The organism is Bacillus lumedeiriae (genome assembly GCF_044891285.1).
Lineage (GTDB): Bacteria > Bacillota > Bacilli > Bacillales > Domibacillaceae > Pseudobacillus > Pseudobacillus lumedeiriae.
Genome location: NZ_JAUIYO010000021.1, coordinates 22,700 through 39,969, shown reverse-complemented (window position 1 = coordinate 39,969; position 17,270 = coordinate 22,700). Strand labels below are relative to the sequence as shown.

At 43.0% G+C, this 17,270-nt stretch carries 14 protein-coding genes, 10 tRNA genes, 2 pseudogenes and 2 riboswitches; of the genes and pseudogenes, 19 read left to right on the top strand and 7 right to left on the bottom strand.

Annotated elements, in window-relative coordinates:
* The first annotated feature begins 50 nt into the window (after positions 1-50).
* The 10 genes from QYG89_RS15965 (at position 51) to QYG89_RS15920 (ending at position 1,100) form a co-directional block, all read left to right on the top strand.
* Positions 51-125 (top strand) — tRNA-Gly (locus QYG89_RS15965).
* A gap of 8 nt (positions 126-133) precedes the next feature.
* Positions 134-222, top strand: a tRNA-Leu gene (locus tag QYG89_RS15960).
* An 11-nt stretch (positions 223-233) separates the two neighbouring features.
* Positions 234-310, top strand: a tRNA-Arg gene (locus tag QYG89_RS15955).
* 6 nt (positions 311-316) lie between these two features.
* A tRNA-Pro gene (locus tag QYG89_RS15950) sits at positions 317-393 on the top strand.
* 28 nt (positions 394-421) lie between these two features.
* Positions 422-494: transfer RNA gene (locus QYG89_RS15945), tRNA-Ala, on the top strand.
* Between the two features lie 24 nt (positions 495-518).
* Positions 519-592 (top strand) — tRNA-Met (locus tag QYG89_RS15940).
* 21 nt (positions 593-613) lie between these two features.
* Positions 614-687 (top strand) — tRNA-Ile (locus tag QYG89_RS15935).
* A 7-nt stretch (positions 688-694) separates the two neighbouring features.
* Positions 695-787 (top strand) — tRNA-Ser (locus QYG89_RS15930).
* Between the two features lie 161 nt (positions 788-948).
* Positions 949-1,022: transfer RNA gene (locus tag QYG89_RS15925), tRNA-Met, on the top strand.
* A gap of 4 nt (positions 1,023-1,026) precedes the next feature.
* Positions 1,027-1,100 (top strand) — tRNA-Asp (locus QYG89_RS15920).
* A 158-nt stretch (positions 1,101-1,258) separates the two neighbouring features.
* Here QYG89_RS15920 and QYG89_RS15915 read toward each other — a convergent pair.
* Positions 1,259-2,614: an N-acetylmuramoyl-L-alanine amidase gene (locus QYG89_RS15915; protein ID WP_404319079.1), complete on the bottom strand. Its 1,356-nt coding sequence runs from the start codon at positions 2,612-2,614 to the stop codon at positions 1,259-1,261.
* 259 nt (positions 2,615-2,873) lie between these two features.
* Between QYG89_RS15915 and QYG89_RS15910 the strand changes: the two genes are divergently transcribed.
* The 3 genes from QYG89_RS15910 (at position 2,874) to QYG89_RS15900 (ending at position 5,457) form a co-directional block, all read left to right on the top strand.
* On the top strand, positions 2,874-3,569 hold the full coding sequence (locus QYG89_RS15910; RefSeq protein ID WP_404319077.1) for an SH3 domain-containing protein: 696 nt from the start codon (positions 2,874-2,876) through the stop codon (positions 3,567-3,569).
* 87 nt (positions 3,570-3,656) lie between these two features.
* The gene (locus QYG89_RS15905) at positions 3,657-3,998 is read left to right on the top strand and encodes a zinc ribbon domain-containing protein YjdM (RefSeq protein ID WP_404319075.1); all 342 of its coding nucleotides are present in this window, start codon (positions 3,657-3,659) and stop codon (positions 3,996-3,998) included.
* A 205-nt stretch (positions 3,999-4,203) separates the two neighbouring features.
* A complete protein-coding gene (locus tag QYG89_RS15900) occupies positions 4,204-5,457 on the top strand; it encodes an S-layer homology domain-containing protein (RefSeq protein ID WP_404319073.1) in 1,254 nt (417 codons plus the stop codon).
* 167 nt (positions 5,458-5,624) lie between these two features.
* Here QYG89_RS15900 and QYG89_RS15895 read toward each other — a convergent pair whose 3' ends face one another.
* Positions 5,625-6,548, bottom strand: a complete 924-nt coding sequence (locus QYG89_RS15895) for an ABC transporter substrate-binding protein (RefSeq protein WP_404319072.1) — start codon at positions 6,546-6,548, stop codon at positions 5,625-5,627.
* A gap of 166 nt (positions 6,549-6,714) precedes the next feature.
* Positions 6,715-6,910, bottom strand: a riboswitch (cobalamin riboswitch).
* Positions 6,911-7,286: 376 nt separating this feature from the next.
* Here QYG89_RS15895 and QYG89_RS15890 point away from each other — a divergent pair.
* Positions 7,287-7,574, top strand: coding sequence for a DUF4282 domain-containing protein (locus tag QYG89_RS15890; protein WP_404319070.1), 288 nt, complete (start codon positions 7,287-7,289; stop codon positions 7,572-7,574).
* 133 nt (positions 7,575-7,707) lie between these two features.
* Here the strand turns inward: QYG89_RS15890 and QYG89_RS15885 are convergent, their stop codons facing one another.
* Complete coding sequence (locus QYG89_RS15885) at positions 7,708-7,881, bottom strand: hypothetical protein (protein ID WP_404319068.1); 174 nt, start codon at positions 7,879-7,881, stop codon at positions 7,708-7,710.
* A 202-nt stretch (positions 7,882-8,083) separates the two neighbouring features.
* On the opposite strand from QYG89_RS15885, the gene QYG89_RS15880 reads away from it, so the two are divergent.
* The 3 genes from QYG89_RS15880 (at position 8,084) to QYG89_RS15870 (ending at position 10,907) form a co-directional block, all read left to right on the top strand.
* On the top strand, positions 8,084-8,983 hold the full coding sequence (locus tag QYG89_RS15880; protein ID WP_404319066.1) for an SGNH/GDSL hydrolase family protein: 900 nt from the start codon (positions 8,084-8,086) through the stop codon (positions 8,981-8,983).
* A 322-nt stretch (positions 8,984-9,305) separates the two neighbouring features.
* Positions 9,306-9,692 (top strand): MarR family winged helix-turn-helix transcriptional regulator, encoded by a 387-nt coding sequence (locus QYG89_RS15875; protein ID WP_404319081.1) that lies wholly within the window; start codon positions 9,306-9,308, stop codon positions 9,690-9,692.
* A 12-nt stretch (positions 9,693-9,704) separates the two neighbouring features.
* Complete coding sequence (locus QYG89_RS15870; RefSeq protein WP_404319064.1) at positions 9,705-10,907, top strand: MFS transporter; 1,203 nt, start codon at positions 9,705-9,707, stop codon at positions 10,905-10,907.
* Positions 10,908-11,064: 157 nt separating this feature from the next.
* Here the strand turns inward: QYG89_RS15870 and QYG89_RS15865 are convergent.
* A pseudogene (locus QYG89_RS15865) lies at positions 11,065-11,631 on the bottom strand (methyl-accepting chemotaxis protein); the annotation flags it as partial.
* Between the two features lie 375 nt (positions 11,632-12,006).
* A pseudogene (locus tag QYG89_RS15860) lies at positions 12,007-12,900 on the bottom strand (PDC sensor domain-containing protein); the annotation flags it as partial.
* Between the two features lie 488 nt (positions 12,901-13,388).
* A riboswitch (cyclic di-GMP riboswitch) is annotated at positions 13,389-13,511 on the top strand.
* Between the two features lie 28 nt (positions 13,512-13,539).
* On the opposite strand from QYG89_RS15860, the gene QYG89_RS15855 reads away from it, so the two are divergent.
* On the top strand, positions 13,540-14,664 hold the full coding sequence (locus QYG89_RS15855; protein WP_404319062.1) for an Ig-like domain-containing protein: 1,125 nt from the start codon (positions 13,540-13,542) through the stop codon (positions 14,662-14,664).
* Between the two features lie 141 nt (positions 14,665-14,805).
* On the opposite strand, the gene QYG89_RS15850 is transcribed toward QYG89_RS15855, so the two are convergent.
* Together QYG89_RS15850 and QYG89_RS15845 are read right to left on the bottom strand one after the other, a co-directional pair.
* Positions 14,806-14,976: a hypothetical protein gene (locus QYG89_RS15850; protein ID WP_404319060.1), complete on the bottom strand. Its 171-nt coding sequence runs from the start codon at positions 14,974-14,976 to the stop codon at positions 14,806-14,808.
* A gap of 73 nt (positions 14,977-15,049) precedes the next feature.
* Entirely contained in the window at positions 15,050-16,069 is a 1,020-nt protein-coding gene (locus QYG89_RS15845; protein ID WP_404319058.1) for an S-layer homology domain-containing protein, read from the bottom strand.
* 337 nt (positions 16,070-16,406) lie between these two features.
* Here QYG89_RS15845 and efeO point away from each other — a divergent pair, with 337 nt between their 5' ends.
* The gene (efeO, locus tag QYG89_RS15840; RefSeq protein WP_404319057.1) at positions 16,407-17,270 is read left to right on the top strand and encodes an iron uptake system protein EfeO; all 864 of its coding nucleotides are present in this window, start codon (positions 16,407-16,409) and stop codon (positions 17,268-17,270) included.

The following is a 17,270-nucleotide window of genomic DNA, read 5'->3' as shown; positions in this document are numbered from 1 at the left end:
AACTGTCACGTCCTGTGACAAACACAGAAGTCAGAACATCCTGTTCAAGCGCGGAAGTAGTTCAGTGGTAGAACACCACCTTGCCAAGGTGGGGGTCGCGGGTTCGAATCCCGTCTTCCGCTCCATAAGAAGTGCCGGGGTGGCGGAACTGGCAGACGCACAGGACTTAAAATCCTGCGGTAGGTGACTACCGTACCGGTTCGATTCCGGTCCTCGGCACCATTCATATTTATGCGCCCGTAGCTCAATTGGATAGAGCGTTTGACTACGGATCAAAAGGTTAGGGGTTCGACTCCTCTCGGGCGCGCCATATATACGGGAAGTAGCTCAGCTTGGTAGAGCACTTGGTTTGGGACCAAGGGGTCGCAGGTTCGAATCCTGTCTTCCCGACCATTTGAAAGTTTAGTATTAATTATGACATGGGGCCTTAGCTCAGCTGGGAGAGCGCCTGCTTTGCACGCAGGAGGTCAGCGGTTCGATCCCGCTAGGCTCCATACATATTTCATTATTCTTACTATGGCGGTGTAGCTCAGCTGGCTAGAGCGTACGGTTCATACCCGTGAGGTCGGGGGTTCGATCCCCTCCGCCGCTATAAGGTTCATTCATTGATAGTGGACCCTTAGCTCAGTTGGTTAGAGCAGACGGCTCATAACCGTCCGGTCGCAGGTTCGAGTCCTGCAGGGTCCACTTGTATGGAGGAATACCCAAGTCTGGCTGAAGGGATCGGTCTTGAAAACCGACAGGCGGGTTAAACCGCGCGGGGGTTCGAATCCCTCTTCCTCCGCCATTTCATTTCTCAATTATATCGCCGCGGGGTGGAGCACGTCCGAATAAGCTTCTCCGAATCCGCTGCAGCGCACCGATTGAGCTTCATCCTGATTTATCTTTCCGAAATCGGGGCGGTTATTTTCTCGGACATGAAATAGTTCATTTATTTATTCACAACGTCGCGGGGTGGAGCAGTTCGGTAGCTCGTCGGGCTCATAACCCGAAGGTCGCAGGTTCAAATCCTGTCCCCGCAATCATGGTCCGGTAGTTCAGTTGGTTAGAATGCCTGCCTGTCACGCAGGAGGTCGCGGGTTCGAGTCCCGTCCGGACCGTCTTATTTATTTCGAAGAAGAGCTGGTCATGTTGAACACATGACCAGCTCTTCTTTTGTAGGTTTTACATAGTTGAAGCATTGAGGCTCATTGCTTCATATAGCCCAGCATCAATAGAGACACTCGCCAATGCCATTGATTAAGGTAAAAAGAATAGGTCACCTTTTGATCATTTGCAGGATGTCTTCTAGCTGTTGAATGGTAGCGTTAATTTTTCTTTCGTATATACTCAAAACCATTTGCCCATAATCGGTACCTGGCACGGCCCATTTTCCGTTTAAATCCGTCCATGTCGGGGCAGAACCTCTGCTTACTAGGTTAAAGCGCGGATCGACTAATGGATATTTGTCTGGTAATGCTTTAGTAGATGCATAGGCAAACAAATGTTGAATGTGGGCGAGCACACCTTCTTTGGGGGTACTAAAGCTGGCTCCTGGCTGATCTGGCCCAGTTGTACCTAATCCGCAAAAGTTGTTTTGGCTCGATTGTACGACTCCCGTAAACCGAAAAAAATTGGTTTCGTGCAGGGCTTGAGCAAAGGCTACATCTCCTCTAATTCCATAATACTCCCCGAACGTGAAGTAATCATTCCCTAATTTTATAGCGTTGGGATTGGCTGTTTTCGCATACTGATCCATCTGTTCCGGTGATAAAAAGGTTGGGCCAAGTATCGAATATCCCGAAGGATCGTCTGGTTTGGGGCTGACGGCTTCCGAAACAATGAAAGCCTCTTTTATGCCTGCCTGTTTTACTTCTTCCAATCGTTTTTCCGCATTTTCTCGAGTGGAAAAAGCACCAGCTTGAACGCGATACCAAAGTTCACCGGAGATCGTAATGGAATAAACAAAAGATTCAACGCTTTTTGAGCGAAGCGAAGATACACGTTCTTCCGCGTTTTCCTTTGTCTTAAAAGAGCCGGCTATTACTTTATAAACCGTTCCAGAATTATTTCCAGCATCATTGGCTTTGCGCTGAAGATTAAACGCCCGTGCTAAACCATTCACATGTCCTTGTGCTGTTTTTTGACGCCATGAGGCCTCTTTCATCAAGGAAGCATCATTTGTGTGATCGATAAACCCATTTTCCGTTAAGGCGGCGGGCATTGTCGTTTCGCGTAAAACGTGAAAATTTGCTTTTTTCTTTCCGCGGTTTTTCAGCTGGTTTATTTTGCTGATTTCTTCATGCAGGATATCTCGATATCTAGCAGCTGCAGAAGAATCGGATAAGCTGCTGTGAATAAAGTCTTCATATCCTTGCGCAGAGCCGTTTGCAGAATTACAATGAATCGATAAGTAATAATCGGCGCCCCAAGAATTCGCTTCATTTGTGCGCTGATCCAAACTTTTAGAAACATCGCTTGTACGGCTCATTTTTACCTCAACATTCTCATAATCATTTAGTAAAATCGTGCGTATTTTAATGGCAATATCTAAAGTAATCTCTTTTTCCTTCAATCCATTTCCTTGCGCCCCTGGATCGGAGCCTCCATGTCCCGGATCTAAGTACAGTTTCATAAGATATCCTCCCATTTATTTAATTCATTTTACCTCTATAGGGTATGAAGAAGAATAGATTTTAATGAAATAAAACACTATTTTCCCGCTACAAAGATAATAGTCATCATGGATATCAGTCTCATTTCAAGCAACATAGTTCATGGGTAAATAGAATCAATTAAATGATTAATATTGCCAATAAAGTATATGAATGCCTATGAATATGGTGTATATTTAGAACTAGATAAATAAGTACTTTATTTGGGAGAGGAATAAGATGAAAAAGGTTGTTCTGTTATTTATGGTTTTTGGACTTATTTTTAGTATGTTGCCTGCTTTAGCGAGCGCGAGTACAGGGAATGCATCCGTCACTGTTGACAAATTGAATGTGCGGGAGAACCCGAGTAAAACGGCGCGCGTGATCGGTTCTTTGAAAAAAGGCCAGGGGGTGTACGTCTATGAGACGAATTCTGGCGGCTGGTCGAAGATTAAATATAACAATAGGGCAGGATATGTAGCAGCAGGATATTTAAAGTTTGCGGACAGCTATTCACCTGCGCCAGTGACAGGCACGGAGATGATTGTGAACGCGTCAAAGCTGAATGTGCGGGCAACACCTAGCCCGAAAGGAAAAGTCATCGGATCATTCCCAAGAGGAGCGACTGTCTATGTGTACGGCACAAGACCAGGCGGCTGGTCGGAAGTCCGTTATAATGGGAAAGTGGGCTTCGTTGCTTCCGCTTATTTAAAAGCACCGTCTCCTTCAGTGAATTATGAGTATGTTCAGGAGAATATGTGGGTTGATGCCAGTTCATTAAGAGTGCGGGCAACACCGAGTCCAAACGGAAAGATTATCGGTTCGCTGCCGCGTTACGCCGATGTGTACGTACTTGGCGTATATTCAAACGGCTGGGCAGAAATCTATTACAATGGGAAGTATGCCTACGTTTCCTGGGAGTATTTAAGGTATTAACAATAAATTCATACAGTTGTAAAACGGAAATAGAAGATAAACCTTGCTATAATAGAATGAATAATAGCGAAGGGAGGAAACGGGAGTATGGCTAATCTGCCAAGTTGTCCAAAATGCCATTCAGAGTACACGTACGAAGATGGAAACTTGCTTGTTTGTCCGGAATGTGCGTATGAATGGAATCCAGAATCCGAAGCGGAAACGAATGAAGAGCAAAAGGTCGTCAAAGATGCTAATGGAAATATTTTAAATGATGGCGATACGGTTACCGTCATCAAGGACCTGAAAGTAAAAGGAAGCTCGTCCGTTCTCAAAATCGGTACGAAAGTAAAAGGGATCCGTTTAGTTGACGGCGACCATAACATTGACTGCAAAATTGACGGTTTTGGAGCGATGAAGTTAAAATCGGAGTTTGTTAAAAAGGTATAAACGTGATCTAGATAAAGGTTAGGATACCTAGAAACGAACAAAGGCAGGGAATCATTTATTTGGTTCCCTGCCTTTGTTATTTCAAATGAATCATTGAATAATGAAACGGCAGCCGCCGCTTTTTTTCTGATTTTATTGATTATCTATAAGACTATTGTCTGTGATAAAATAGAACTATTATAATAAATGAAGGAAAGGAAGTATTATGAATAAGTGGTTGATGTTTATCATTTCTTGTATTTTTATAGGCACTGTATTTTCCCCAGCAAAGGTGAATGCTGCAGCCAGGGTGTTTGATGATGTGTCGCCGAAACATCGGGCATACGAAGCGGTTTGGAGTCTAGCATCAAAGGGAGTATTTGAAAAGGATGAGGATGGAAAAGTCCGGCCTGGAAAATATGTGACTCGGATGGAAGCAGCAGTGATGACAGCACGAATTCTTGGGTTGAAGAGAGAAACCAATCATGCAGGTTTTCGTGATGTGACCGTGTTAAACAAGAATTATAATGAAGTGGCTGCACTTGCGGAGAGGGGGATTTTGCAGGGATTTACAGACCGGACGATGCGGCCGAATGATATTTTAACAAGGGCACAGATGGCTAAATTAATCGTTGATGCATTCGGATATGAGCGAAAAAAACAGTTTACATTGCCATTTAAAGATGTGAAAGTGTCTCATTGGTCTGCTCCATATATTGAAGCTCTTGTCCGCTATAAAGTAACATCGGGAACGAGTACCACCACATTTTCCCCGGATCAAAAGCTGACACGCGCGGAATTGATGATGTTCTTATATCGCGCGCACCAGGCAAAGGCAGTAGATGAATACAACGATCAAGAGCTATTTAATTTAATCAGTGAAGTACAACATAAAGCTAGTTCGATTATCTATTATTACTTGTATGTGAATGTTTCCTGGGAAGATAGTATGGATGAATTAAAAAAGACCCGCCCTCTTTTTTCCACATTTAAAAAGGAATTAACTCCTTTTGCAGAAGGAAAAATGCTTGAAAGAATGGAAGCCTATTACAAGGTTACATGTATCTATTGTGACTGGCTCGTTTACGACGAAGTATATGATAGTGGACTGCCGTATGATATTTTAGAGAGAAGCAGTGAGAAGATTAAAGTAACACTTCGTTATCCACAAGGCCTTGAGGAACCCCATGCAGAGACGTGGACGCTTGTGAAGCGGAACGGCCAATGGAAAATGAGTCAATTACCTGATTACATGTCAGCAGATGAAGAGCCGTTTCATCTGACTATTGCAGAAGCGGAAAAGTATTTGATTAGTCAATACGAAAATACCTATAGACATGAAAAGTACCGTGAATACGTTCAAGATATTTATTATGTTGAAACCGACCGCAAGGGAAACTATGAATTCGTGGTTAATACAAATATGGACGATTACTACGTTTCTATCGATCCGGCAACAGCCATAACCCAAGAATTATAATAAGTAGATCTCTTCACCTGTAAGAGTCCTATTGAATAAAAAGAGGGGAAATTTGCTTAATGAGAGCGCTCCTTTTTTACTATTCAAAAAAAGCCAATGAACAAGACCTGACGGCTATGTTCATTGGCTTTTATTATGAGGATTTTTTATTCATTTCTTTTAAAGGATTATTTGAAAAGATCCGGATAGACGGTTTTGGCAGTCAGTTCGACGGCTTCACCGATACGCGGGCCTGGACGAGACATGATCTCGGTATCGAGGGAGTAGATTTTCTCGTTTTTCACCGCATTGATTTGATCCCAGCCGGCACGGGATTTGAATTCTTTCACTGGATCTTCGCTGCCTGGTGTTAAGATGGTATCCGGGTTGCGTTTTACAATTTCTTCTTCAGAGATCTTTACCCAGCCCTTTTGATCAGCAAACACGTTTTCGACACCAGCGTTGTTCAATATTTCTTGCTGGAATGTTTCGGAGCCAGCTGTGAAAATATCAGGAGCAGGGCTGACTTCATAGTATACTCTTTCCTTTTCTTTTACACTAGCGATTTTCTCTTGCACATTAGCGACTTGTTTTTTAATGCCAGAAACGAGTTCGTCGCCTTTTTCCTTCACACCCATGACTGACGCAATTTGTTCGATGTTGCCATACACGTCTTCGAATGTTTGCGCAGAACTAATGACAAACACAGGAATACCTGTGTCTTCCAGTTGTTTAATTCCTTTATCGTCACCGTTTGTGTAAGCAATGACAGCATCGGGATTTAAGGCAATGACTGCTTCAGCGTTGACTGTCATAGTGTCACCTACACGTTTAATCTTTTTCGCTTCTTCCGGGTAGGTATCATACTCAGTTGCGCCGACAATTTTGTCGCCTGCTCCTAAAGCAAAGAGAATTTCTGTATTACTTGGCTGCAAGGAAACAACCGTTTCCGGCACTTTTTTCAACGTGATTTCTTTCCCTCTGTCATCAGTAACTGTATAAGATGTTTCTTCTTTCTTTGTTTCTTTTGTAGATGAAGAGTCATTGCCGCAGGCCGTTAAGAAAATAAGAAAAAGCGAAGCAATCAAGCTGTATAATAACGTTTTCTTCATTGATTATTCCTCCGTCTATAAACATTTATGAACAACCTTTCGTATTTTCCGTGGTGTAAAAAATCCATAAAAAAAACCACCCAAGAACGTTGGCCGGCAGTCGTCATCAATAAATATATGTATAGATGCAAAGTTGCCGTACCATCCTCTTAACTTCCGAAGAGCATAATACGATAGAAAAAAGGCAGGTATCCTGGCTTGTGCATCCATTTACTTTAAGAGCCTTCCCATTTGATATCGTTCGTTTCAAACAGTGGCATTGTTCTTATTTCATCAGCACTTACAGTTGCGGAAACAGCTTCGGATTTACACCGAATTCCCTTTTTGACTGAGCAATCAGTTCCTTTTTTCTGCACGGTTTATTCACTTAGAGAATATTATACCACTTTATAGCCGGCATTTTTTAAGAAAATCAAATTTTTTCTCTTATTATGCTTTTGTGAAGGAGAGGCCATCGATTTGTGCGCTGACTTTTGAATGTTCTGCGCGGCAATCATGATGGTATGCACGGGAATAGGTGAAATGCGCGCGGTATATAAACTTGTGCGCTGCTTATTCAAGTTTGTGCATCTATATTGCGAGTTTCTGCGCACTTATGTCCGTTTTATGCGCGGCACTTACAGAAATGTGCGCGCCGCTGACCATTTTGGGACAACCTTATTGAAAATTTTTCCACATAAATGTCCCATCCCAGAATAACATGTACTGAACGCAGACTTTTGAGGGGAGGGGACGAATGTGGATAGATTCTTGTCGTTCGATAAAATGGTTACACCAACAATTATTAAAATTATTTTCTGGGTTGGGGTCGTGATGTCTGTTCTTTCTGGAATCGGCACGATTGCTGCGGGGATCAGTTCTCCTTATGGCAGCGGATTAGGTGTGATCATGGGGCTGTTAACGCTGGTCATCGGTCCATTATTAGTGCGTGTGTATTGCGAACTTCTTATTATCTTTTTTAAAATGCACGAGTCCTTGAAAAGGATTGAAACACAGCTTTCCAGTCAGCAGCAATCACAAGAGTAAGAGAAGGGATACCGCCATTTTTTATTATTTTATCTTAAATAGGAAAAAGTCCGCTCTAAAAGGTCACGAAAGATGACGCTTTTAGAGCGGCTTTTTTCTTTTGCATGGAATTTGCGTCCAATATAGGCTGCAATCAAGGCATGTTTGAAGAAGCTGAAGAAAAACGAGCCATCCACTCTTCATCAGAAGAATGGATGGCTCGTTTGATCATGAATGATTTATATATGATTTCGGTAAATAATGTATGAAAGTCTATCCTTGTATCGGCCCCGCCTACGCCAAATACGATGATGACCACGCGTGTCATCCAACCTACTTATAGTATATGTGAAAACGCTTACAGTGTGCAATGCTTTTTCTTTTGCAAGTTTCGACAAGGTGCCTGCTCCGACAGAAGGTATCGGAGTAGGAGCTGTTATGGTAAGGTATACATAGTTTATTAGGAAAAAAATTCGGCGGTTACTTTCAATAATATATACGTCCGTTGTTAATAGGTTAGGTGAAGGAGATTGAAAGGGTTATTCGTTAAAATAATACTAGGGTTGTGTATTGTTCTTACTTTGTCCTCGATGTTTGAAAGAAGTTATGCAGAAGGAGCCGGTTTTTCCCGTTCATATGATCAAGCACAATGGTTGAATGGACCATTGTATGAAGCTGCAGAAACCTCGGTTCGTTACAAATATCGTGCTGCCTATATAGCGGCTGGATATTTCCAAGCGGTCAAGCGTGTGATGATGCCGATCGATCATCAAAATGGTTTGATCCTGGCCTTTGGTGACAGCAATACACAGGGAGCCAACTGGCAGGCGAACGGCTATGATGTGAAAGACAAATGGGTGAATAAGCTTGCACAAAGCCAAGCAGTCATCAATGCTGGGATCGGCGGGAATACGACTGAACATGGCCGGATCAGGTTTGAAAAAGACGTGCTCAGTAAGCATCCACAAATCGTGCTCATTATGTTTGGAACGAATGATGCTGCATTGGATGATAATGGTCAGCCGCAAGTATCCAAAGCGCAGTATGAGGAAAATATCAACTATTTCGTTGACACATTGCAAGGGCGCGGGATTGATGTCATTTTGATGACGACCATCCCTGTCATCGAACGCTACTATTATTCTAGAAATGACGGGAATTTGTATAGTCCATACGGCAGTGCCAGAAGATGGCATGATTCTTATAACATGATCGTCAGAAAAATTGCCAAGGAGAAGCACGTTCTTTTAGTCGATCATTACCGAAACATCACCGAACCGATGAGGGGCGTGAATGATCAAAAGTTAATCGACTCTGGACTAATCGACGCATCTGGCACACATTTTACTCCAAAGGGAGCGGCCTTCATTTACCGCCGCATCCATCTTGCCGTTCAATGTCTGTCAATCTTTAACAGCGGGATCAACTAACAGAAAAAGCAGGAGAGCGATCACATGAGATAAGTGATCGCTCTCTTTTTGGAGTTTGTGCAGGAGCGATACAATCATTTTCCTTGTTGTTGCAGTCGTTATCGGTTGCTTTGCGGTCGAAAATACAGGAAATACAGTCGGCCCCGCGCACGTTTCGGGCGGAAATCCTGGAAATGCGGTCGCGCCGCCGCCGTTTCATTTCTTACTATCCCACTAGGCAAAAGATGTTTATTATTGTATAATAAAATAGTTACCTAAGCTAACTAATATTCCATAAGGAGTGTTTTTTATCAAGACGTATCAACGGTTTTTTCAACAATTTATGCTGTTGTACCGGCCTTTTGAGCATCAGCTGAATCTGTTGCTAGGTGATCACGGATTATATAGGGCGCAATGGACGGTTTTGTACTACTTAATGAATGAGGGGCCTGCAACGCTTGTCGAGCTGGCTGGCTATCAACGTGTGGAGAAACCGACGATGACGCGGACGGTGCAGCGACTGGAAGAGATGGGATATGTGACGCCGATTCCCGGAAAGGATAAAAGGGAAAAAAGAATGCAGCTGACCGAGCTCGGCCGCAGTGTATACAAGGAAGTCCGCGTAACGGTTGATGAATTTGAACAGGAAATTTTAAAAGGGATTTCTGAGGAACAACAGCTCGAGAGCATTCGCGTGATGGAAGAGATCCGAAACAATATAGCTAAATAAGGAGAGGGACAGATGAGTGAGTTCAAACCAAAACTATGGACAAAGGATTTTATCGTTGTGTCCTCGATCAACTTTTTTTTGACGTTAATTTTTTATTTATTGATGGTGACGATTGCTCTCTATGCAGTCGATGAGTTTCATGCATCGACGAGTCAGGCTGGGCTTGTCACAGGTATTTTTATTATCGGAACGTTAATCGGACGCCTATTTATCGGCCGGAAGATCAATGACATTGGCCGCAGGAAAACACTGTTTATCGGATTAATTTTATTTATTTTGGCGACGGGTCTGTATTTTGTCAATTTCGGCCTTGGTTTCCTGCTGCTGAATCGCTTTATTCATGGCATCACTTTAGGAGTAGCGAGTACGGCGACGGGTACGATTGTGGCTCAAATTATACCGGCCGCACGAAAAGGGGAGGGAATCGGCTATTATACGATGAGTGCGACGCTTTCGACAGCGATTGGTCCATTTATCGGGTTATTTATGAGCCAGCATACGACCTTCTCTATGATCTTTAGCTTCTGTCTGGCATTAGGAATCATGAATGTATTGATTGCGTTTTTGGTAAAGATCCCGCCGTTGGAAGCGACAGCAAAAGCCTCGGGTGTCAAAGGGTTCAAGCTATCGAGTTTTGTTGAGCCGCGGGCTCTGCCGATTGCGTTCGTCACATTGACTGTTGCTTTCTGTTATTCAAGCGTTCTTTCGTTTATTAACTTCTATGCCATGGAGATTCACCTTGTCAGTGCAGCCAGCTTTTTCTTTGTTGTGTATGCCGCAGCGACGTTAGTATCTCGTCCATTTACAGGTCGTTTAATGGATATCAAAGGGGCTAATTTTGTGATGTACCCGGCATTTGTTCTTTTTGGTGCGGGCATGCTGCTGCTCAGTACGGCCAGTCATAGTATCACATTGTTACTAGCCGGCTTCCTCATCGGTCTTGGCTTCGGCAACATGCAGTCCACTACCCAGGCAGTCGCCGTGAAATTGACACCGCCGCACCGTATGGGACTGGCGACATCTACGTTCTTCATTTTCCTTGATGCCGGCCTTGGTTTTGGTCCGTACGTGCTTGGATTCATCATTCCATCCACTGGATACAGAGCGTTATACGTAGGTCTCGGTATCGTCGTCTTCGCCTCGGCCATTCTGTATTACTTCCTTTATGGGAAAAAGGAAAAAGAGTTGGAGATGAATGCTTCAGCGTTAGTATGATATGCGCGCATATTCCCTTCATTCCCGCGCACAAATTGGATGGGAGCGTGCATAAACCTGCGGTTCCCGCGCACAAATCTTCTGACGCCGCTCATAACATTCAAGCACAAAACTAAGGAGGGTATCCCAGATGGGGTACCCTCCTTTCATCATGTCGTTATAGCTTAAACGTTTTAACCATGTTTTGCAGTTCGTTGACGAGCTGGTGCAGCTGTTCGATCGAAGTGTTTACTTTTTCGACATCCTTCGCCTGCTGGTGCATGATCGTTGAGATTTCTGAAGAAGCAGCTGCTTGTTCTTCAGAAACAGCAGAAATGTTTTCAATTTCACTCGCTAAATGCTCTACTTCTTTATTTAAAGTCATGATGGAGTCTGAATGCTGGCCCATTTGTTTAGAAATTTCATAGATAGACTGAGACAAATGCTGAATAGAGTCGTGAACTTTTGTGACAGCATTTGTTTGTTCGCCAGTTGTTTCTTTTACTTGAGCCATGGCATCGACAGTCAGTGTCGTATCATGATAAATATCTTGAACCGTTTGGCGGATGTGATCGGTCGCTTCCTTTGATTGATTCGCTAATGAACGGATTTCATTGGCGACGACAGCAAAACCTTTTCCAGCTTCTCCCGCGCGTGCCGATTCGATGGCGGCGTTTAAAGCGAGTAAATTCGTTTGATCAGCAATCGTTTGGATCGTTTGCAAGACTTCTACAATATGCTCCGTTTTTTGATTGAGCTGGTGAATGACCGTTTCAATGTGTCCAGTCGCTTGTTCATTTTTTTCCGTCGTCGTGACAAGGTTTTGTAAAATAAGGATGCCATCTTGTTGTTCATTCATCATCTGGCGGGCTGCATTCTGAATGTGTTCCGTCGTTGAGGCTAACCCATGAAACTCTTCGGATAAGTGCCGGGTAATAGAAGCACCATTATGAATGAATCGGGCCTGCTCGTTATTCCCGATGGCGATTTCATCTACAGATGTCGTCACTTCTTCAGTAGAAGCGGCTGTTTCCTGTGACGTGCTGGATAATTCAATCGAAGCTTCACGCACTTTGTTAGAAACATCGTGAATACTCGTCGCCATTCCGTGCAATTGTTCCGTCATTAAATTAAAATTAGCGGCTGCTTCGCCCACTTCATCATTATGAATGATGTCCGTGCGCACTGTTAAATCCCCATTTTGGACTTTTTTCATATCCCGTACTAAAAGGCGCATAGGCTTTGTCAGTTGTCCGCTTAAATATAGGGAGAGCAGGATACTAATCAGAATACTGATGATCGCGACAATCCAGATGAGCTTGCTGATGAAATGAACGTTTTTATATACTTCTTCTTTTGGAGAAGCCAGCAGTAAATATTGTCCATTTGCCAGTCGGCTAAAGGAAACAATTTCTTCCTGTTTGCCCGCATTTACAGCGGCCACACCAGAACCTTGTCCTTTCAATTGCTCAGAAAGTCCATGATTCACTTTTTCTAAAGTTTCTTGCTGTGTGTATGTAGGATGAATCAAAAATTGCTGATTTGCATTAAGCAGTGCACCGTAACTATGAGGAGATGTTTTCATGTTGGCCACGGCGTCGGAAAAAAGATCAAAACGAATATCCATCCCAACCACACCGATTTCTTCCCCATCTTTAAACAATGGAACAACATAGCTAATCATTTTAACATTGATATTTTCATTGTTGTAAGGGTCGAGCCACGTGCCCTCTTTCGCCTTCATTGGAACGTAGTACCAGCCAACGTGTTCGATATCAGACGGGTCATATTGGCTGAAATCCGTCGGAACTAATTGTTCAATTGTGCCGTCATTGTTCGTATCCGCGTGGAACAGACCTGAAGTCGGCGCAGTGTATGTAGGGTTAAAGCGAATGTAAAAAGCCATCGCCCCTTCTGTCTGTTTAGAAAACTGATCCGCAATCGGCCGCACTTTTTCTTGGAAGGATGCGACATAAGCTGGATCGGTTTTAAGTGCTTCCACATCATCCAGCATAGCAAGTGTTGTGACAGCTAAACCATCGACGGATGATTGGATTTTTTCAATCGTTACATTTAAGCTTTTCGAATGATTATCAACAGAAAGCTTGGCATGTTCAAACGCATATTTTTCTAAAAGCTCCTTGCTTTTCGTGACACTTACTGTGCCCATGATCGCTACGATCAGAAGCGAACAAGCCGTCATAGCAATCATCAGCTTATGTCCCATCTTTAGGCCTCTTTTTGATTGGCTTCTACCCATCATACCCCTCCATAAATAACCAAAATTGCGAAAATTTTTAACACGTCTATCATACTATGGACCTTGTTTTGTGTATATATGATAGTCCAAAAGTTTTTGTTTTTATTTCGTAAATTTCTTGGGAAGGAAAAATAAAGAGATTACTCTCTCTTAATTAAATTTGCGATGCTCCTTTCGACATTAAAGTAATTCCATCTACCTATTTTTCACTTTCAATCTATAAATTTTTTAAGAATTCACCGATATAGACAACGTACAATCAAAGAAATTTGATGTCACAAAGCTATAGGGGCTAAGGAGACCGGGGATTGATAGTTGTTTTCAACCAGCCCGATCGTGTTACTCTATGCCAGCCAGCTGCCATTGCCCGAAGAAAAAGAGGAGGAAAAGGGAATGTACAAAAAAATGACACCAGTGGCCGCCGCGGTTCTCGCAGCAGGAATGATGTTATCAGGTCCTGCCTACGCATCACCAAAGGACGATGCACACACGGCACACAGCACAAAAGTGAAAGAGCAGGAAAACAAAAAGGATCAAAACAAACACCAGGACAAACATCAAGACAAACAGCAGCACGGTCAGATGAAGCAGCTGCAATCGATTGACAAACAGTTAGATAAAATTGAAAAAGTATTAATCAAGTATCAAACAAAACTAACTGACATTGAAGATAACGACGATGATCAAGTAGAAGATGGGGCAGAAACGGAAGATAAACAGGACGCTGAAGAGCAGACAGAAGAAAAGCCAGCAGATGAAAGCACGACTGATGGTGAAAAAACAGAAGAGCAGCCTCAAACGGATGAACAACCTGTGAGTGAAACTGTCGAAAATAAAGCGAAAGCCAGCTCAGAAGAAATAATAACAAATGAAACTGTACAACCGACTGAAGAAATAGAAGACAATGAGCTGACAGACACAGGGGATCAAGAAGAAGCGGAAGCAGAAGATGATGATCAAGATGCAGACGATGACGAGGATGAAGTCGAAAATGAAGTAAAAGAGCACCCGGGCTACATGGGGAAGTTCAAGGCCCTTCATAACCGATTGAATGCTGTCACAAAGCAGCTGGATTCCTTGTCTTCCAGAGGAGCGGACAAAGCTGCTTTGAAGGAGCGCTATGATCGCATCGCTGCCCTTCATAAGGACATTGATGCTGTACTGGCAGCAATTACCCAAATTCAGGATAAAGTAAAAGAAGAAATTGACAAAGATGAGACCGTTGAAGAAAGAACACCTGTCAAAAATGCACCAGTTACGAAAGAATGGCGAATCAAATTTAGTAAAAAGCTAGATGCCGCCACACTGTCGGAGCTTGATATTGTCGTTCTAGATGAACAGCGTAACCTTGTAGAAACAACGTTCAGCTATTCAGATGCCACGAAAACAATCACCGTTTCACCGCTGCAGCCATACGAAGCAGGTAAAACGTATACACTTTACATCGGCAAAAAAATCTCAGATACAGCGGGCACAAACTTGAAAAATTCAGTGAAAATGAATTTTACAGTGAAATAAAATAAGGAAGAAGAGCGATCACGCAAGTAGGTGAATCGCTCTTCTTTTTCTGGAAATGGACAGGGGGAGACTAGAAAGGCAGATCATCCGGCCGCAAATGAAAGAAAAAAATGTGTGCAATCATTTTCGTCGTTCGTTTGATTAAAAAAAATCCACGATCCATCGAACAATCAGTCGGATTCCTAAAAACAATAATCGAATAGGCAGAAGCAGCAGTTCTGGAACCCAAAGAAGAAGGTCGAGAAAAAAATCACCGATAGAATAACGTTCATTATTTATCCGTCTTTTTTCTTTTCTTCTTAGCTTGACCATCTGGTATCCCCTCTTTCCGCTTTTATTGATGAAAAGGCACTGCAAAAATAGGTGTGCTTTCCAATGGACTCACTTACCTCGTAAGAAACATCTGTGTATAGTAGCGGTTATAGGCGCCGATGCCGATTTCAGTATACGATGGATTTAGAATGTTGCTTCGGTGCCCGGGGCTGTTCATCCATGATTCCATGACGTGTTCAGCATCCCATTGATTAGCGGCAATATTTTCTCCAGCCCATGTGTAGGTCAGGCCAAAGCTGTTCATCATTTGATATGGGCTTCCGAATATCGGTGATGTGTGGTTAAAGTACTCGTTGTCGTGCATATCTTTTGATTTTGTACGGGCGACAAAGCTGACATCAACAGCAAGTTTAAGCGGAGCAGCCCCATGTTTAGCCCGCTCTTGATTCACGATCTTCCAAATTTCATATTCGGTGCTGTTCACAGCGAAGTTTGGATCAATCGAATAAATAGGTTTGTATTCCGGTTCAGGGTCTTGATCAGGGCCAATGAAATTATCAATATTCAGCATAAAAATCGCCATTTGGCCGCGTGTTACAAGGCCGTCCGGATTATATTTATTGTTGCCTACTCCCGATGTTAAGCCGTTTGCTGCGAGTGCATTAATATAGGAAGCGTCTGGATGGGAATCCGGCACGTCCGAAAATGAGGAAGCTGGTTTTCCATGAAGAGATAGCGCCTTTACAACCGTGCGCGCCATTTCTGCGCGTGTCAGCTTCGTATCGGGATAAAATCGCTGTCCAGGCTCAAAGACGCCATTGTGAGTGTAGTAGGCAATGTACGGAAAGGCTGCCTGGTGGGGAGCCACATCGGTAAATGGCAATTCTGCTTCTTTGTATCCTTCTATTCCATGTACTCTTCCGATAAAAATAGCGCTTTGTGCACGTGTTACCGGCTCATTTTGGCGGAAGGAGCCATCAAGAAACCCTGAAATCAATTGACGTAAAGCCATTTCTTCTACTGCCTCATAAGCTTTTTCATTCGGATGTACATCCGGAAAGGCGGCTGCTTCTGCTTGTCCGCTCCATAGCAAACCACTTATCAGCGCCGTACATGCTAGTATTCTTTTCATCTTAAAACCTCATTTCTTTTTCTTAGGAAGCTGCTTTTGAGTTTCTGCAAGACCGTCCCCGTTATAAACTTCAAGAACTGAGAAGGATCTATTTTAGTAGATACGTAGAATGGGATCTTGTGAACCACTTTATTCCAGAAATAGAATAACATATTTAGTCGGAAATGAGGATCTTTTCAAGGGATTCTTCCTTTTTAGATGATCCAACTTCAGTGTCTATTTTCCAGGAGAGAAATCGGACAAATAAAGGTAAAAAAAGGTATTGACAAGGTAATTGACAATGATTATCGTTAATAATTGATAGAATAAAAAATTATAACGTCAGGGGTTTCAACTAATGAATAAAGTCATGAAAGCAACGGGGTTTTTATTGTTATCAGGTAGTCTTTTAGCGGGATGCGGAGAGACGGCACAGAAGGATGAGGAGAGCAAAGAGGTTAGCCAAATGACAGAACAGGCTAGTTCACTAGATAAAGAAATGCAGGCATATAAAGAGTTTTCTTTAGACCAGCTGGATCAATTTGTGATTGCTACAGAAGGATTTGTAGGGGCAGTCAAAGCGGGCGACGTGGAAAAGGCGAAAGAATTGTATGCGCCTGCACGGATGTACTTTGAACGCTCAGAGCCAATCGCAGAAAGCTTTGGTGATCTGGATCCCCGCATTGATGCGCGTTTAGCGGATATTCAAGAAGAAGGACAAGGCGAGGAAGAATGGTCCGGCTACCACAAAATTGAGCAAGGTCTTTGGGTGGAAGGAACGACAAAAGGATATGAAGCAATCGCTGATCAGCTGTTGAAAGATGTGAAAGAGCTTCGCGCGAAAGTGGAAACAGTGGAAGTGACACCTGACTTAATGATTACAGGAGCGGTGGATTTATTGAACGAAGTATCCACATCAAAGATCACAGGTGAAGAGGAAATTTACTCACATACAGACCTATACGATTTTAAAGCGAATGTAGAAGGAGCAGAGAGAATTTTCGAGATTTTCAAACCGAAATTACAAGAGAAAGATGCTGCTCTTGTGAAAACGTTAGAGGAAAACTTTGCGTCGTTGAATGATTTATTAGCAAAATATGAAGATGGCAAAGGCGGATACGTCTCTTATGAAACGTTGACGAAAGAAGATACGAAAGCCTTGTCAGAAGCAGTCGACCATCTAGGGGAACCTTTAAGCCAAATGGCCATCGTTGTGGAGTGA

Bases quoted from the DNA above. Each gene is read 5' to 3' on its own strand.
- QYG89_RS15915 (WP_404319079.1), bottom strand. From the start codon at position 2,614: ATGAAACTGTACTTAGATCCGGGACATGGAGGCTCCGATCCAGGGGCG.
- QYG89_RS15910 (WP_404319077.1), top strand. From the start codon at position 2,874: ATGAAAAAGGTTGTTCTGTTATTTATGGTTTTTGGACTTATTTTTAGT.
- QYG89_RS15905 (WP_404319075.1), top strand. From the start codon at position 3,657: ATGGCTAATCTGCCAAGTTGTCCAAAATGCCATTCAGAGTACACGTAC.
- QYG89_RS15900 (WP_404319073.1), top strand. From the start codon at position 4,204: ATGAATAAGTGGTTGATGTTTATCATTTCTTGTATTTTTATAGGCACT.
- QYG89_RS15895 (WP_404319072.1), bottom strand. From the start codon at position 6,548: ATGAAGAAAACGTTATTATACAGCTTGATTGCTTCGCTTTTTCTTATT.
- QYG89_RS15885 (WP_404319068.1), bottom strand. From the start codon at position 7,881: ATGACACGCGTGGTCATCATCGTATTTGGCGTAGGCGGGGCCGATACA.
- QYG89_RS15875 (WP_404319081.1), top strand. From the start codon at position 9,306: ATGCTGTTGTACCGGCCTTTTGAGCATCAGCTGAATCTGTTGCTAGGT.
- QYG89_RS15870 (WP_404319064.1), top strand. From the start codon at position 9,705: ATGAGTGAGTTCAAACCAAAACTATGGACAAAGGATTTTATCGTTGTG.
- QYG89_RS15855 (WP_404319062.1), top strand. From the start codon at position 13,540: ATGTACAAAAAAATGACACCAGTGGCCGCCGCGGTTCTCGCAGCAGGA.
- QYG89_RS15850 (WP_404319060.1), bottom strand. From the start codon at position 14,976: ATGGTCAAGCTAAGAAGAAAAGAAAAAAGACGGATAAATAATGAACGT.
- QYG89_RS15845 (WP_404319058.1), bottom strand. From the start codon at position 16,069: ATGAAAAGAATACTAGCATGTACGGCGCTGATAAGTGGTTTGCTATGG.
- efeO (WP_404319057.1), top strand. From the start codon at position 16,407: ATGAATAAAGTCATGAAAGCAACGGGGTTTTTATTGTTATCAGGTAGT.